Source organism: Streptomyces albireticuli, from assembly GCF_002192455.1.
Lineage (GTDB): Bacteria > Actinomycetota > Actinomycetes > Streptomycetales > Streptomycetaceae > Streptomyces > Streptomyces albireticuli_B.
Genome location: NZ_CP021744.1, coordinates 8022522 through 8038620, shown reverse-complemented (window position 1 = coordinate 8038620; position 16099 = coordinate 8022522). Strand labels below are relative to the sequence as shown.

Annotated in this window: 12 protein-coding genes and 1 pseudogene; 7 read left to right on the top strand and 6 right to left on the bottom strand. The window is 69.0% G+C overall.

The genetic code is table 11. The features are described 5' to 3' along the window. The first annotated feature begins 68 nt into the window (after positions 1-68). The 4 genes from SMD11_RS35700 (at position 69) to SMD11_RS34145 (ending at position 7471) form a co-directional block, all read left to right on the top strand. Complete coding sequence (locus SMD11_RS35700; RefSeq protein WP_267896884.1) at positions 69-269, top strand: DUF5988 family protein; 201 nt, start codon at positions 69-71, stop codon at positions 267-269. 12 nt (positions 270-281) lie between these two features. Continuing rightward, positions 282-5555, top strand: a complete 5274-nt coding sequence (locus tag SMD11_RS34155) for a type I polyketide synthase (protein WP_087930123.1) — start codon at positions 282-284, stop codon at positions 5553-5555. Further along, entirely contained in the window at positions 5552-6442 is an 891-nt protein-coding gene (locus tag SMD11_RS35695) for an oxygenase MpaB family protein (RefSeq protein WP_087930122.1), read from the top strand. The genes SMD11_RS34155 and SMD11_RS35695 overlap by 4 nt, the downstream gene beginning before the upstream one ends. 135 nt (positions 6443-6577) lie before the next feature. Continuing rightward, a complete protein-coding gene (locus tag SMD11_RS34145) occupies positions 6578-7471 on the top strand; it encodes a spirocyclase AveC family protein (RefSeq protein ID WP_087930121.1) in 894 nt (297 codons plus the stop codon). Positions 7472-7586: 115 nt separating this feature from the next. On the opposite strand, the gene SMD11_RS37415 is transcribed toward SMD11_RS34145, so the two are convergent. Then, the gene (locus SMD11_RS37415; protein ID WP_418952546.1) at positions 7587-7766 is read right to left on the bottom strand and encodes a transposase; all 180 of its coding nucleotides are present in this window, start codon (positions 7764-7766) and stop codon (positions 7587-7589) included. A gap of 529 nt (positions 7767-8295) precedes the next feature. On the opposite strand from SMD11_RS37415, the gene SMD11_RS34135 reads away from it, so the two are divergent. The 3 genes from SMD11_RS34135 to SMD11_RS34125 all read left to right on the top strand — a co-directional run bounded on the left by SMD11_RS34135 (position 8296) and on the right by SMD11_RS34125 (position 11054). Continuing rightward, complete coding sequence (locus SMD11_RS34135; RefSeq protein ID WP_087930119.1) at positions 8296-9042, top strand: hypothetical protein; 747 nt, start codon at positions 8296-8298, stop codon at positions 9040-9042. A 61-nt stretch (positions 9043-9103) separates the two neighbouring features. Continuing rightward, the gene (locus SMD11_RS35690; RefSeq protein WP_087930118.1) at positions 9104-10477 is read left to right on the top strand and encodes an FAD-dependent oxidoreductase; all 1374 of its coding nucleotides are present in this window, start codon (positions 9104-9106) and stop codon (positions 10475-10477) included. 382 nt (positions 10478-10859) lie between these two features. Further along, on the top strand, positions 10860-11054 hold the full coding sequence (locus tag SMD11_RS34125) for a hypothetical protein (RefSeq protein ID WP_087930117.1): 195 nt from the start codon (positions 10860-10862) through the stop codon (positions 11052-11054). A 23-nt stretch (positions 11055-11077) separates the two neighbouring features. On the opposite strand, the pseudogene SMD11_RS34120 reads toward SMD11_RS34125, so the two are convergent. The 5 genes and pseudogenes from SMD11_RS34120 to SMD11_RS34095 form a co-directional block, all read right to left on the bottom strand. Then, positions 11078-11431: pseudogene (locus SMD11_RS34120) on the bottom strand (transposase); the annotation flags it as partial. A 127-nt stretch (positions 11432-11558) separates the two neighbouring features. After that, on the bottom strand, positions 11559-12005 hold the full coding sequence (locus tag SMD11_RS34115; protein ID WP_087930116.1) for a tail fiber domain-containing protein: 447 nt from the start codon (positions 12003-12005) through the stop codon (positions 11559-11561). Then, on the bottom strand, positions 12002-12214 hold the full coding sequence (locus SMD11_RS34110) for a hypothetical protein (RefSeq protein ID WP_087930115.1): 213 nt from the start codon (positions 12212-12214) through the stop codon (positions 12002-12004). The genes SMD11_RS34115 and SMD11_RS34110 overlap by 4 nt, the downstream gene beginning before the upstream one ends. 1348 nt (positions 12215-13562) lie before the next feature. After that, a complete protein-coding gene (locus SMD11_RS34100) occupies positions 13563-14924 on the bottom strand; it encodes a cytochrome P450 (protein WP_159395460.1) in 1362 nt (453 codons plus the stop codon). Positions 14925-15026: 102 nt separating this feature from the next. Then, the gene (locus tag SMD11_RS34095) at positions 15027-16091 is read right to left on the bottom strand and encodes a terpene synthase family protein (protein ID WP_087930113.1); all 1065 of its coding nucleotides are present in this window, start codon (positions 16089-16091) and stop codon (positions 15027-15029) included. Positions 16092-16099 lie beyond the last annotated feature (8 nt).

The following is a 16099-nucleotide window of genomic DNA, read 5'->3' as shown; positions in this document are numbered from 1 at the left end:
TCGTCGTGCTGTTTCGGCGTGGGCCTGGCGCTGCCCGTGATCCCCCCTGCGCAGACAGGGCTCTTCTGATGAAGGCGGTCCTGTTGAGGGGCGGGCCGGTGGGTCTGCACCGGGTGCACCACGTGGCGGGGAGCGAGCTTCCGGAGAAGGTGACGGTGGCTTACTACGGGCTGCACGTGCACTTCGTCCCGACCGGCGACGTCGAGGTAGTCGACGGAAATGAGCTGCCGGTCTTCTGGTTCAGCTACAGCACGGCGATCGCGGAATAGGCGGGGTGGGTCATGTCGGCTTCGGAAGCAGAACCGATTGCGATCGTCGGAATCGGCTGCCGGTTCCCCGGTGGGGTGGAGACGTCTGGTGGGTTGTGGCGGCTGGCGGCCGAGGGACGGCAGACCGTGGGCCCGGTGCCTGCCGGTCGCTGGGATGCCGCGCGGCTGGCGGCCGTGCATGACCCGGAACTGGCCGGGCGGGCCGGGCGTGGCTGTTTCCTGGACGGCGATGTGTGGGCGTGGGATCCGGAGGCGTTTTCGGTGGCGCCGGTGGAGCGGCGGTGGGTGGATCCGCAGTTCCGGGTGTTGATGGAGGTGGCCTGGGAGGCGGTGGAGCATGCGGGCATCCCTGTGGACCGGATGCGCGGTTCGCGGACCGGCGTGTATGTGGGGACGTACGCTCCCGACAATCTCTTCCGGGAGGCCCGGCCGGTGGAGGACGCGCCGAACAGCCCGTATCTGTTCGGGAACTTCACCGCGGGTGCGGCGGGGCGGGTGGCGTTCGCGATGGATCTACGCGGCCCGGTGATGGTGATCAGCACGCATTGCTCGTCGGGGCTGGTGGCGTTGGACACGGCGTGCGGGGCTCTGGCCTTGGGGGAGTGCGATGCGGCGCTGGCGGGCGGCGTGCTGTTGATGCTCTCGCCGGAGACGCAGTACTACGAGGCGCCGCTGCTGCTGTCCGAACGCGGTGCCTGCCATGCCTTCGACGCCCGCGCGGACGGTTATGTGCGTGGGGAGGGGGCCGGGGTGCTGGTGCTGAAACGTCTTGCCGATGCGCGGCGGGACGGGGACCGGGTGCTGGCGGTGATTCGGGGCAGTGCGGTCAACAACGACGGGCAGGTCAGCCGCCTGACCGCCCCCTCCACCGAGATGCAGCAGGAGTTGTTCCGCCGGGCGGTGGACAGAGCGGGCATCGATCCGGGCGAAGTGGGTCTGGTGGAGGCGCACGGCCCGGGAACGGCGGTCGGCGACCCGATCGAGTACACCTCGATCAACACCGTCTACGGACACGGCCGGGGCCGCTGCGCGCTGGGCTCGGTCAAGACCAACATCGGGCACTCAGAACCGGTCTCCGGCATCGCCGGGGTGATCAAGGTGGTGGAGTGCCTGCGCCGCGGCGCCATCCCGCCCAACCTCCACTTCGCCGAGTGGAACCCCTCGATTCTCCGGGAGGAGGCGTCGAGGCTGTTTGTGCCGACCGCGCTGACGAAGTGGCCGGTCACGGGCGCCCCCCTGCTGGCCGCGGTGTGCTCGTACGGGGTGACCGGGACGAACGCGCATGTGGTTCTCGAGTCCGTCCCCAACGCGGCCCGGCGCCGCACGGCGCGCCCTGCTGCTCGGGCAGCACAGGAACCGGCCCGGTTGTTCCTGTTGTCAGGTACGTCGCCGCAGTCACTGTCCGCGGCCGCCTCCCGCCTGGCCGACTGGGCGGACAGCGAGCAGGGCCGGCCGGTGGTGCTGGCGGATGCGGCCCACACTCTGGCCCTGCGCCGCTCGCACGCCGACCACCGTCTGGGCCTGGTCGCCCGCGACTACGCTCAGCTGGCCGCGCGGGCCCGGGCGTTTGCCTCCGGAGAGCAGGAGGAGGGTGTGGCCGGTGGGGTGCCGGTGCTGCCGCCGGAGCATGCCGGGCCGGTGTTCGTCTTCACCGGGCAGGGCTCCCAGCGGCCCGGGATGTGCCGCCGCCTGCTGGAGGTCGAACCGGCGTTCGCCACCGCGATCGATGAGCTGGAGCCGCTGATTGCAGCGGAGGCGGGCTTTTCGCTGCGTGGGATGCTCACCGAACCGGATGCTCTGGTCGGCATCGACAAGATCCAGCCGGTGCTGTTCGGTGTCCAGGTCGCACTGGCCTCCCTGTGGCGATCCTGGGGCATCGAACCGGCCGCGGTGATCGGGCAGTCGCTGGGCGAGGTGGCCGCCGCCGTATTGTGCGGGGTGTTGAGCCCTGAGGACGGGGTACGGGTGATCTGCCGTCGCTCCGCGCTGCTGGCCACCCTCTCCGGCGGCGCGATGGCCTCAGTGCTGCTGGGCGCCGACAAAGTCCAGGCCACGATCGAGAGGGCCGGGGCCGACGGAGTCTCTCTCGCCGTACTCACCTCCCCCACGTCCACCGTCGTCTCAGGGGACGCAGCCCAGATCGCCACCCTGGTCCAGGCATGGAACGCCGACGGCACCGCAGCACGGATGATCGATGTCGACGTGGCCTCGCACTCCGCACAGGTCGACCCCATCCTTGACGACCTGACCACCGCACTCGCCGGCCTGCCCGCGCTCGTGCCCGGTGGTGGCTTCTTCTCCACCGTCAGCGAGGACCCCCTGACCCCCGGGCCACTGGACGCCGGCTACTGGGTGCGCAACCAGCGCGCCACGGTGCGCTTCAGCACCGCGGTCTCGGCGGCACTGGCCGCCGGGCACCGCCTGTTCATCGAGTGCACCCCACACCCGCTCGCGGTGCGCCCGATCCTGGACACCGCCCAAGCGGACGGCATCACCGATGCCGTGGCGGTGGGCACCCTGCGCCAGGGCGCCGACGACACCGATGCCTTCCTGGCCCATCTCGCGGCCGTGCACTGCGCCGGGCACGACCGGATCGACTGGGGCGCCCACTACGGTGACGGCCACCTTGCCGACCTGCCCACCACTGCCTGGCACCGCACCCGCCACGGTGGCGACAATGTTCCATACCGGCTTGTCGCCCCGCACTTGGTGGGAGCCAGCCAGCATCCGCTGCTGGGCGGCCATGTCGCCGCCCCCGAGAACCCGGCGCGGCACTGGTGGCAGACCCCCATCAGTCCAAGGCGGCTGCCATGGCTCGGCGACCACCAGGTGGCCGGTGTCCCGGTGCTGCCCGGCACCGGCTTCGCCGAGATGTTCCTCGCTGCTGGCGCGCAGCTCTTCGGCACCCGCCGCATCGCGCTGGAGCACCTGCGCGCCGAGGCTCCGCTGGTCCTGGAGCCCGAACCTGAGGTCACCACCTGCCTCACCACCCAGGCGCAGCAGGCCAGGACTGAAGTGGTCTCCCGCCACGAGGGCGGCGTCCTCGTCCATGCCCGTGCCACCGTACGGCCGCTGTCCCCGGACGACACCCCACCACCTGTGGACACCTCCACCCTCACCAGCGAAGGGTGGAGCGATGCCGTCCCGGCTGACCTGTACCAGCACTTCCGCGAATGCCACGACGTCCGCCACGGCCCGGCGTTCACCGCAGTGGAACGCATCCAGATCAGCCCCGGGCACGACCGGGCCGTCTCCCGGCTGCGGATCGCCGAAACCGCCCGTGTCTCCGCGTGGATGATGATCCTGCACCCGGCGCTCCTCGACGAACTGGTGCAGACCGTGGTCGCCGCCTGGCTGGCGTACTGTGCTACCAGCCCCGGTCCTGTCGTGGTGGCCGGCTTTGACGAGATCCGCGTGCACGGGCCCACCGCCCACGCCCGCTGGGCGAGCGTGGAGATCCATCAGGCCGACGACCTGGCCTGCACCGCCTCCGGACAGCTCGCCACCGCCGACGGCACCGTCGTCGCCGAAGTGCGCGGACTGCACCTGACCAACATCACCCCGCCCGAGCAGCGGTACGCCGCTCGTCTGGCCCACCTCGCCTGGACTCCCGAACCTCTGCCCGAGGGGCGCGAGCTGGACGGGGAGAGCCAGTGGCTGGTCATCACCGATGACAACACCCCGTGGGCACCGCGACTGGCCACGCTGCTGGGGAGGAAGAGCGCTGGCAGTCGCCTGCTCACCCATCTCACAGGCAGCATCGTGCCCGAAGGGGTTCTGGCCGAGGCGCTGGGGGACCCGTCCGCGCCGCCGGTCACCGCGCTGGCCCTGGTGCTCGGTCCAACGGGCAGCATCGACCGTACTCCGGCCATCACTGCTCGCGAGAACCTCACCCGCGTGCTCACTGTCATCCGGCACCTCGTCCAGCGCGTCAACCCGCCTCGCCTGTGGGTGCTGTGGCGCGGCGACGGCTCCCCGCTCGCGGCGGCCGGGCTGCCGGGCCTGCTGCGGGTGGCGGCCTTCGAGCATCCCGAACTGGCGCCCAGCAGCATCGAGATCTCCGGTTCCACTCCGCTGGACGCGGTCCTGGACGACCTGCTCGCCACCGGCCAGCCGATCAGCGAAATCGCCTGGCGGCACGGCGTGCGACACCTCGCCCGCATCCGCACCGGACCCGCCCCCGCCCTCTCGCCCCTGCCAGGGCCCCTCCGCCAGGGTGGCGCCTACCTGGTCACCGGCGGCCTGGGGGGACTCGGCCTGCTGGCCGTGCGCTGGCTGGCCGAGCGTGGCGCAGGACGCATCGTGGCCTGCGGCCGCACCGCCCCCAGCGAGACGGTGGCCGAGGAACTCGACGCACTGCGTGCTGCCACCGGGGCCGACATCGGCGTGGTCCTGGGCGATATCGCCGACCCCGGCACCGCCGGGCAAACCGTGTGCAGAGCTGTCGAGGGCGGCATGGTGCTGCGCGGTGTGCTGCATGCTGCCGGTGTGGTCGAGGACGCCACCCTCGCCAACCTCGACGACGAGCTGACGGCCCGGGTCTGGCACGGCAAGGCTGAGGGCGCTTGGGCCCTGCACCAGGCCACCCTCGCCCACGACCTGGACTTCTTTGCTCTCTACTCCTCCGTCGCCGGCTTGCTCGGCTCACCGGGGCAGGGTGCCTACGCCGCCGCCAACACCTTCCTCGACACTTTCGCCACCTGGCGCCGCAGCCTGGGGCTGCCCGCCACCGCCATCGACTGGGGCGCCTGGAGCCAGGTCGGCCGCGGCCAGCACCTCGTCCAGCGTCGTTTCATCATGATCACGCCCGCGGACGGTATCGCCGCCCTGGAACGCATCCTGGCTGAGGGCCACCACCACATCGCCTACTCGCCCATCGACATCAGCGGCTGGACCGCCCCCTACCCCGCCGTGCGGCGCTCCACGCTGCTTGCCCCGCTCCTCACCGACACCCTCACGGAGGAGAGCAGTTCCTCGCCGGTCCGCGACGAGGTTCTCGCCGCCAGTACCGACAGCGCACGCCTGCACCTGCTGCAGGAGTTCATCATCGACCAGGTGCGCGAGCTGCTCGGCGGTACCAGCCGCCACATCGGCCCGCACACCAGCATGGTCATGCTCGGCCTCGACTCCCTTGGTGCCGTACAGCTCCAGCAATGCATCCAGCGCACCCTGCACACCGACATCAAACCGGGTGTCATCTGGGTCAAACCCAGCCCCGCCAGCCTCGCCGCCTGGCTCATGGGTCAGATGGGCTTCTCAGACACGGGCAAGGAGAGATCCCGGTGAGGGAACGCTACAGCCGCCTGCGCTACATCCAGACCCTGGACCCCGAGCAGGACTATGACGAGATCTTCGCGCTGGTCACCCGGTACGAATTCCCCTGGGACTACAACACCGGGTGGTCGTTCGCGCTGGTGACCGACTTCGTCATCCCCAGCATCACCCACACCCTGGCCAGCACCGGCGAATTCGCCCACCACCCGATGAAGCGCTACGACGACACCATGCTCTTCCCGTTCGAAGCCCATCGCCACGGCCTGGACTCCGCACACGGCAGGAAGACGGTGCGCGCCCTCAACAAGGTCCACGGCCACTACGACATCTCCAACGACGACTACCTGCACATCCTCGCCGGACATGTGGTCGCCGCCATCGAATGGATCAACCACTACAGCTGGCGCCGGCTCTCCGAGACCGAGGAGCGCGCCATCGCCCTGGCCCACCATCGCCTCGGCGAACTCATGGGCATCAAGAACATCCCCCGAGACTACGGCGGCTTCAAGACCTGGCTGGAGCACGACATCCACGACCGCGGCCAGTGGCACTACGCCAACGCCACGATGGTCGGCCACACGATGCGGATCATCGCCTCCCTGTGCCCGCCCGGCACCCGCACCATCGCGACCAAGGCCATCACCGCCCTGATCCCCGAACACATCCGCGACATCCTCGGCCAGCCCACCATGCCCGCCTGGTTCACCACCGCCGTCCGCTGGAGCCTGCGCACTCGCGGCCGACTCATCCGACTCCTCCCACCACGCCCCGACTCGCACCCCTACGAGCGCACTCCTCGCAGCTACCCGCACGGCTGGACCATCGACCAACTCGGCCCCCAGCACACCCCACCAGGTCCTGCCGGGTACCCGGCAGGACCTGAAGGCGGTCCTCCCTGACCCCCGCCCAGGCCGGTCCCGCCAGCAGCTCACCTGTCCCTCACAGAGAGGTGCCCGCAGGTGACAGACGCAACAAGGCCACCCCGCGCTTCGGCGTCGAACCCACCCGGCCGACTGTGGCGCTCTCCGGCGGGAGTGCTCGCCGCGCTCGGCATGCTGATCGTTTTCTTCGCCGCCTCGGTACTGGTCAGATGGGCGATCGATGGCGGCGCTCACTCCCTGCCGGACTCCGGCTATCGCATCTCGACTGCCCGAGCGGTGAGTATCTGGACCGCACAGGTGGTCACCGTTCTGTTAATCGTCACCATCGCAGTGGTCCTCGTCAGACGATGTCTGAGGGCGGGACAGGTCACCTTCGACATGGCTGTATTCGTCGGCGCCTTCCTCACCTCCTGGCAAGACCCGATCTTCAACTACAGCGGGCTCGGCTTCATCACCAGCCACTACGCCGTCCATGTGGCGAGCTGGGGACCTTATCTGCCTGGCTGGCACAGTATCCGGCCCGAGAACCAGACGGAGGCGGTTCTCTCCGGCTCTGTGATCACCTATTCGCTCATGGTGGTCTGGGTCTGGCTGCAATGCCGGATGACCTCGGCGATCGCCCGCGCCCGCCCCCGGTGGGGCCTGGCACGCCTTGCAGCAGTGGGCGTCCTCGTCACCACCGTGATCGACACCTCGATCCAGATTCCCTGGATGCTCACCGGCCTCTACACCTACCCGACCCGCATCAAGTCCCTGACGATCCTGCCGGAGGCCTGGTACGGGATGCCCCTCAATTATTCCGTACTGATCGCCGTCATCGTCGTTCCGTTCGGGATGGCGAGATACCTGCTGACGGTCAAGTCCGTGGAGCCACTGATGCTGCGCGGATCCGAACTCGCGACCGGGTGGCGTGCCGGCGCCGTGCGGATCCTGGCCTGCGCCGCCACGCTCAACATCCTGCTGTTCGTCTTCGCTGTAACCACCGTCCTGGTCATGCACAGCGGCGCGGCCACCACCATCAGCCTGCCGAGCCACCTTTGGCCCTGAGCAGAACTCACCACCATGGCGGGCAGTGTCAACTGGGCGCCTGGACCAACACCTGCCCGACCTGCACCAACCTGGCAGCTAGGGTGCGTATCGAGTCGTGATCAATCCGCGGGATTCACCCTCGTGACAAACGCTGATCACGTGGCCAACGGGCAGTCGCATTGGATGCGCATGCGGTCGCACTTGTTTGCGATCCAGCCTGAGCGCTGACGTGCACCGTCTGCCACGGCGGGAAGTCATGCGGAAGCAACCGCCAGGCACAGCCGGCCCGCAACCAGTACGCGAGCGCATCAATGACCTTCAGACACCCTCCAATCCCCCTGATCTGTGACGCTCTGCGAGGCAGGCTGAGGGAGTTGCTTGGGAGAGACTCGCGGGTGCTGTGTGTCGCTGAGGTGAGGACAAGCCGCCAATAGTTGACGGCATGGGTACAGCCCTTGCGACCTTCGAACTTAATACCTCAAAAGAGTGAAAAATCTACGCACCCACTGTTGCAGGTTGACAGGCTGCGGTCTGCTGAAGTGCTCCAACTAAAGGCCGGAGCGTCAACCACCGTGCTGGAACGTCGCGGCCTCGGTCACTCACCAGCATCGGAAGGGAGCGACAGCCGTGCACACCCCACAACGCATCGCCGCCACCGCAGGAGCAATCAGCCTCGGTATCGCCGGCCTGGCCCTCACCGCCCCACAGGCTCATGCTGCCGCCCCCCAGTACACCTGTGAATACGGTACGTACGCCCCCTCCACGAGCGTGGTCCATGGCTACAGCCAGTGCACAGGCTCGAAATGACCAGCCGAGACGTTCCCGCCGTACACCACAGCGGCATGGGCACCCACGAGGCCCAGCCCCCGGGACACGCCGACGACTACCGACAGGTCCGGCTGGCGGCATGGGCCGGGATCCTCTCCAGCCCGGCCGCGGCCATCCCGTTCTACCTCAGCGGGAAGTTCCCTAAGTTCTTCCCCTACGTCGACGACACCCCCGGGGAGATCTTCGCGTTCTACCAGAACAGCCCCGTGGTCACGAAGCTGCAGGTCCTGACCGGCATCCTGTTCCTGTTCTACCTGTGGTTCGCTGCCGGCCTGCTGGAACTGCTGCGCGGGCCAGGCCGGTCCCGGACGCTCACCAGGCTGACCGGCTGGGCCATGGTGTGCGTCGTCGTACTGACCTTCCTCACCTACACGATCTGGGGAGCGATCGCGTTCTGGATCAAAGAGGATCCCGGCAATACGACGATCATCGCCGCGCTGTACTACGTCGATGTCGCCATCTTTCTTTTCCTGTTCCCGTGCATCGCCCTATTCCTGGTAGGCGCGGGACTGGCGATCAGGCGTGCCGACGTCCTTCCCCGGTGGCTGGGTACCAGCGCACTGGTACTGGCGGTGCCCAACGCCGCGCTCTTCCTCACGTTCATGGTCAACAGCGGCCCGCTGCGCCCGGTCTCGCTGCTCAACTTCTCGCCGACGGCCCTGTTCTGCGTCTGGGTGGTCACTGCGGGGATCTGCATGCTCCGATCGCAGCCGCCGACCGCCTCGGCGATGCAGGAAGACACCGCCCGACAAAAGGACTGAGCGGATGATCTTCGCATTCCTCGCCCGATAACGAGCCGAAGGGGGAAAGGGGCTGACGACCGTGGGCCGGACCCGGCAGCACGAACACGCCCTCGTCATCGGCGCCGGCATCGCCGGCCTGCTCACCGCCCGCGTCCTCGGCCCGAACTTCACCACCGTCACCGTCCTGGAACGCGACCGCCTCCCGGCCCGCCCGAGCCCCCGCCCGGGTGTGCCCCAGGGCCGGCACGCCCACGCCCTCCAGGCCGGCGGGCTGCTCACCCTCGAACGGCTCCTGCCCGGCATCGGCGACGACCTGCGGGCGGCTGGCGCACCCCCGGTGGACTTCTGCGCCCAGGGGCAGCTCCACCTCCCCTACGGCACTCCACCGCCCCGCACCTCCGGCATCCTCATCCAGCCGGTCAGCCGCCCCCTGCTCGAAGCGGTGATCCGCGAACGGGTCCTCGCGGCGGACGCCCGTATCCGCATTGAGGAGGGCGTCACTGTCACCGGCCTGACCACCGAACGGTACCGCTATCAGCACCGGGTGACCGGCGTCCACCTGATCCGCGGCCGCAACCCCGGCGCGGTACGGCACCTCTCCGCCACCCTGGTGGTGGACACTTCCGGCCGCACCTCCCACCTCCCCGACTGGCTCGCGGCCCTCGGCCTGCCCCGCCCCGCCGAAACCGTCGTCGATGCCCACGTCGGCTACGCCACCCGCGCCTACCGCCTCCCCGTCGGCCAAGCCCCGGACTGGTCGGCCGTCTTCCAGCCCCCGTACGCCCCCCACTCCCCGCACGGCTGCTTCGTCATCCGAGTCGAGAATGACCAGCTCATCGTCACCCTGCAGGGCGTGGGCGGCCACCACCCACCCACCGACCCGGCCGGATTCGACGCCTTCACCGCCACCCTCACCGGCGACCTGCACAAGGTCCTCGCGAACCTCGAACCCCTCGGCCCACCCGTCCGCTACGCCCGCACCGCTGGCCGCCGCCTCCACTACCACCGCCTCCGCCTCTGGCCCGAATGCCTCCTCGCACTCGGCGACGCGGTCTGCGCCTTCAATCCCGTCTACGCCCAGGGCATGACGGTGGCCGCCCAACAGGCCCTTACCCTAGGGGAGTTGCTGTCCGACCGCCCGCAGGATCTCGACGGCCTGGCCCCCTCCTTCCAACGCCGCGCGGCCCGCATCACCACCTGGCCCTGGCACATGTCCACCCTCCCCGACCTGCACTGGCAGCCCGAACCGCCCCGCTCCCTCCCTCACCGGACAGCCCACTGGTACCTGGACCAGTGGCAACGGCTCGTCCCACAGGATCCCCGCATGTTCCAAGACATCGCCCGCGTCAGCAATATGCTCGCCAGCCCTCTCCTTCTCGCCCATCCCCGCCACCTCATACGGGTGTGCCGAAGCGCAGCGCGACGAAAGCCACAACGCCGCAGTCAGCCCTGACTGCGGGGCCGGCCCCCGCACGGCGGCCGTGGCGATCCGCTCGGCGTAGGTCGCGCATCCGGTCGCCCTGGTTCCACCATGGTCCTGACGACAACGAAGCGTCGCCCATCTCGGCGGTGGCCCGGGGCCGACTGCTGCCCCGGGTGGTTGGAGGGATCAGCCGGAGGCCGCCCCCGCGGGGGCGGCCTCCGGCTGAGGCGACCCCGGCGGTGTGGACACCCTGGTACGCGGACCGTAGCCATAGGTGGTTACCGGACAGTGATGAGCTGGAAAGCAGGGGGAGTTGGCGACGCGCGTATGGTGGAGAGGAAACGCATCAACGCCCGCTCGGGCTGGTGAGCCGGGTAGGCCGAACGGGGGGGGGAAGAAAGGTGCGTGCCCGATGACGATCGGGCTCATCTCCGCGATTGCTGCCGTGTTCTACGGGAGCACGGTCTCGATCCTCGCTCTTACTGCGACCTTTGCTCGGCGCCGCACGATGCGGCGTGAAGCGCGCAGCACCCTTGCCGTCCTGGTGCCGGGAAGGGCGGTGGAGTCGCAGCAAGTAGACGGCACGGCAGTTAGCCCAAGCAGCTAATTACTGATCATTTCAGAATGCGGTTCTGAGCTGGTCGGGGCGTCGGGGCGGGGCCAGTGACTGATGTCGACCGCGAGGACCAGACGCCCGTCGCCGGCCTGCGGCATGGGCAGGCCGGCCAGCACCTGACGCAGCCGGGGGACGTCGACGTTCCCGTTGTTCAGCGCGTCGTACATGGCGCCCTGCCCACGCCGGTGCTCAGCCACCAGCGTCAGATCCACCGGCGTCCTCACCGGCCCGTCCGCACACAGCAACGCATCCGTCAGCTCGAACAGCTCGTCCCCGCGCGCAGTCAGGCAGTCGAAAAGATCGCCCCGGAACCGTGACGCCACCCCGGTCGCCCCTCGCCGCGCTTCATCCGGCAGCAGACTCGTCATCAATGCCTTCATCGTGATCACGTGCACGTTGGCCCGTGGCCGCCCCCCCTTGCTCCCGGTGCGGGCAACTCAGAGGAGCGGCCCTCGCCGGGATAACGGTGAGCAGGGGCAGGTGGATCCGCCGTCTCTACGGCTGTGACCGCCTTTCGGCCGTCTCGGCCAGGGGTGGCCGGTCCAGGCGGCCGACCTGTTCCCGCAGCGTCTCGACCTGGGCGGTGAGGTCTTCGATGCGGCGGTGGAGGGCCTGGATACAGACGAGGGCGACGCCGTTGGTGTCGGTGGCGGAGATGGTGACGTCGTTGTCGCCGAGCCCGAAGGCCGCGTGCCAGTCCTGCGCCATCGGGCCGAGATGCCGGACATCCGGCGGGTCCCAGTGGTAGCGCCAGGTACTGACCGGCAGCCGGAGGACTTCCTCCAGGACCTGGTGGCCGTTGACGGCCTCGGCGGGGCCGGTCGTGGCCGCCGTCGCGGCAGAGGCCAGACCCGCCGGGCCGGCGAGGACCTGCGCGCGGGTCAGGGGATCACGGCGTGCCGCCCGCGCTCTGCGGGCAGCACGCCACCAGGCGATGATCAACGGTCCCAGCGCACCGGGGTCACGTCGGTCTTCGCATTGCGGTCCGAGAGACCGCCCAGCAGGCTGTTCAGCAGTCCGGTGACGAGCCCCAGGAGCTGGGGGGATGCCTGCTCGGCGATCGGGGTGAGGGTGGCCGTGCTGCCTCCGGCCCCGGTTCCGTCGGCCTGAGTGACGGGCGTGGCACGACGGTCGGAATCGATCGATGTCATGAGCTTCTCCCTGTGAAGAAGGATCCGGCCCCGCACGATCTGCCCACGGGGGCCACGGAACAAGGGGTTCCGCCCTGCCCTCACCCAAACGAGTCCCACCCCCGGGACGACTGACCAACGACGTGTCCGCCGAAGTCCCACCGAGCCCGCACCACCACAGTCGCACGCACTTCAGGCGACAGAAGACAGCAGTGTCGAGAACAGACCCGCCCCCCAGGGGGTCCCTTCCAGGGGACGGGCCTCGTGTGTGCATTCGCGGCCATGAGCCTGCCCTCGCCGAGAGAGCCTTCAGATCACGGCCGGAGGACCGTGCCGGAGCAGCGGGCCTCACGTACGACAACGACGGAACGCTCAGGCCGATCACCCATCAGTGCCACCCGGTCTGATGTCCCCGTGGGTGACCTGGCCCTTTTCGCGGGCGTGCCGGGCTCGAGATCCGTTTCCCCCGGAGGTTGCCCGGCCGGATCCCCGATGATGGGGACCGCTGGGCAACGGATCAAACAAGGGATGGGAGTTCGCGCATGGCGGTGGAGGCCGGTACGCAGGAGGAGCTCGTCGCGGGGCGGGTATGGACGGTGCGCCTGGATCCTGACAGCCGTCCTCCGCCGGCACGGTCCGGCTTTCCTGCTCCCGCCCGGCCTGCCCTGATCAGCGCTCCCCCAGTACGGCCGCGGGGCGCAAGGCCGCGGTCGGGCACGTCAACACCCACCTGGCCCACATCCGCGCGGGCGGCGGGCCGCGCCCCAGGGCGTGGTGCGGCTGCCGCGCCGCCGACTGCGCCTGGCACACCCCGCCCTCCTCCCCACCCCTCCTCCGGCGCCCAACCAGACCGGAGCCTGATGGTCCACTCGGGAAGCCGGACACCATCGCGGTCACCCGCATTCCCGGCATGTCAGCGGCCGGCCCTGTGCTCAGCTCTCGGCGCTGTCGCGAGCCGCGCTGGTGAAGCCTTGGTCTCCGCGGCTGGCGAGGACGGTGGTCAGGGCGGCGATGCGCGCGCCGGTGACGAAGACCGCGGTGCAGCGGCCTTCTCCGACGGGGCCGGCCGGGGTGTTTGTGACAGGTTCAGCGGACCCGGGGCAGGACGGTGGCGGCCCAGACGGCAAGGAAGCGTTGCCGAACATCCAGCCACCACCGAGGAGGACGACCCGCCTGAACAGACCAAAGGCATCGTTACACCGTCAGCGGCATGTCACAACCATCAGGCACGTCGGCCCATCTCTCCATGCTCATACCTCAGTCTTTCCACCCTCGTCGGGTTGAAAGACGGGTTCTACGAGGCTCCCAGAAGGTCACTCTCCGAATCGGAGCCCACCGCTGTCAAGGAGCCGAGCCGCCGTTCCGGGGCTCAGTGTTTCCGGCGGGCTGGGATGACGGGAAAGGTCCGGAGGTTCAGTGTGAGGGCGATGGCCTGCTGTGCGGGTGGTGCGTCCGAGTCGGGGGCGAGTCGCCATCGTGTGGCGATGGTGGCGAGGGCGAGGGAGGCCTCGGTCATGCCGAATGTATCGCCGATGCACCTGCGGGCTCCGTGGCCGAAGGGCAGCAGGGCCGCCTTCTGCCGGCGCGATGCCCTTTCCGGCAGCCACCTGTCGGGCTCGTAGTCTTCCGGGGCGGGGAAGACTTCCGGCAGGTGGTGCAGGATGTACGGGCTGAAGAACACCGTGGTGCCGGCGGGAAGCTTCACTCCGCCGAGTTCGGCGGGAGAGGTGACCGTGCGGGACAGCAGCCATGACGGTGGCGTCAGGCGGAGCGATTCGGTCAGGCAGCGGTTGACCTGACCCAGCATGGGGAGATCGGAGACGGATGCGGGTTTCCCGCCCAGGACGTCATCGACCTCCCGGTGCAAGGCTTCCTCCGCACCGGGGTTGTTCGCCAGGTGGTAGAAGGTCCAGGTCAGGGCCGCCCCGGTGGACTCGGTCCCGGCGAAGAAGAGGGTGACGATCTGGTCGAGGAGTTCCTCGTCGGTGAAGGCCCGTTCGTCCGTGGTGGTGCTGACCAAAGCTGCGATGAGAGAGTCCGGGCTTCCCCCCTCCTGCCTGTGGCGGTTGATGCACACCTGTGCCAGAGCACGGATCGCGGTGATGCTCTCCCAGAACGCCCTGGTGGATGGAGTGGGCAGCCGGGTGAGAGCGGCGATAGGGGCCGTCATACGCCGGTAGGCCAGATGGAAGGCCCGATCCAGATGCGGGATGAGGGCGGTGATCTCCTTTTCGGTGAGGTGGGCGCCGAGCAGAGTGCGGATCGTGGCGCGTGCCGCCAACTCTCCGAAGACCTCGGCCGCGTCGATCGCGCACCCGTCGGACCAGGAGGTGACCACGCGCTGGACCTCCTCGTGCATCACCTTGGAGTAGCCGGTGATGCGCTGGCTGCTGAAGGAGGGCTGCATCAGCGCGCGTTGCCTGCGGTGGACGTGCCGCAGGGAGGTGCCGATGCCATTGCCCATCGTCTCGCGCGCCCGGTCGAAGATCGGGCCGCCCTTGTCGAAGATCTCAGGGGCCGCGAGGATCTGGTGCACCAGTTCCGGCGCGCACAGCACATAGGCGGTTGACGGTCCGAGACGGATCCGGACGATGTCGCCACGGGCCGGCAGGGAGCTGAGGAAAGCCAGCGGGGTGCGCCGCAGGGCGAGCCCGTGCCCCAGAAGTGGAAGGGCGCCAGGTGCCTCCCCGGCCCGCCACTGCCTGGTCTGTGCCCTGCTGTGCTCTTTCACTGCGTCCCCCAGAGGATCAGCGGAATACCTTGGTGAGGGCTGGCCGGTTCGACCGCTGGCCAGCACGCCTGCCTGCGGTTGTCGTCTTTGACGACGTGGGTGTCAGGGGCGGAATTCTTCCCGCGGTGTGTGGACAGTAGGCATGTACGTGATGGTCATCGGCCCGGGGAGTACCCGGCTGCCGTCGTGGTCGAGACCGTGGTACCTGCTGGAGCTCTGCATGATGCGGAGGTTCCCGGTGATGAAGAACCCGAGTCCGTCCATGTACGCGGTGACGTCGGGATTGCCGCCGAGTGGGCCACGGCGGATTTCCTCGCGGACGCGCAGGTAGTCCTGCTCGGTTCGGTGAACCAGCTCGACAACCTCGTCGACCGCGGTTTGCAGGTCGAGCTTGTCGTGCCGGATCAGTTCGATGATCGTGTTCGTCGATTCCTGGGCGCTGAGTTCCTTGACGAGTGAGTAGCAGTCGTTGGCCAGGGCCAGGTGCCAGATGACGTGGTGCTGGGCGGACCGGATCAGCGGGTGGCCGGCGAGGGGGCCCAGGTCGATGCCGAGGGAGAATTCCAGGAGAGCACATGCCCACATGCGGAAGTGGACCCTGACGCGCCGTTCGGCATAGGTGCCGAGGTCCGCTGTGTCCTTGTGGTGGCGGTGGACGGCCTCGTCCAAGAAGGCGTCCGCCGCGTCCTGCCAGCCCTCGCGCAGGCGTCGGGCGACACCGGGGGATGCGTAGGGCGCGCACGCCTCGATGGAGTCGTAGACGAAGTGGTACGCCGCGTCGGCTTCCGGTGGTGGGCGTTCACCGGCGAATACCGCGCTCCAGCGGGCGTGGTGTTCCTTGAGGGCGGTCAGGTTGCCTTGGAGGCCGGGTTTGCTGAAGGTGTCGTCGAGGAGTGTCGCCGGCAGGATCGAGTTGGCGACGGCCTGTGCCCGGTCCTCGAGTGTGCGGGGGTATCCGAGGCAGGCGTAGTGCGCGTGTCCTTGCGCGAGGAAGCGGTCCGCTCGGTCCTCGTCGCCGAAGTAGCCGATGAGGTAGGGCCGGGAAAAGGTGTGGGCGCGCTCGTCGAGCTCGGCGCAGCGGGGGTGGCGGGCTTCCGGGAGGCTGGAGCGGATCTCGGGGATCCGGAAGACCGTTCCGGTGGGGATGGTGAAGTCGTAGGGGTCCACTGGTCCTC

What these genes read in the sequence shown, in the direction of transcription:
- SMD11_RS35700 (WP_267896884.1), top strand. Translation starts at nt 69, where the DNA reads ATGAAGGCGGTCCTGTTGAGGGGCGGGCCGGTGGGTCTGCACCGGGTG.
- SMD11_RS34155 (WP_087930123.1), top strand. Translation starts at nt 282, where the DNA reads ATGTCGGCTTCGGAAGCAGAACCGATTGCGATCGTCGGAATCGGCTGC.
- SMD11_RS34135 (WP_087930119.1), top strand. Translation starts at nt 8,296, where the DNA reads ATGGGCACCCACGAGGCCCAGCCCCCGGGACACGCCGACGACTACCGA.
- SMD11_RS34125 (WP_087930117.1), top strand. Translation starts at nt 10,860, where the DNA reads ATGACGATCGGGCTCATCTCCGCGATTGCTGCCGTGTTCTACGGGAGC.
- SMD11_RS34110 (WP_087930115.1), bottom strand. Translation starts at nt 12,214, where the DNA reads ATGACATCGATCGATTCCGACCGTCGTGCCACGCCCGTCACTCAGGCC.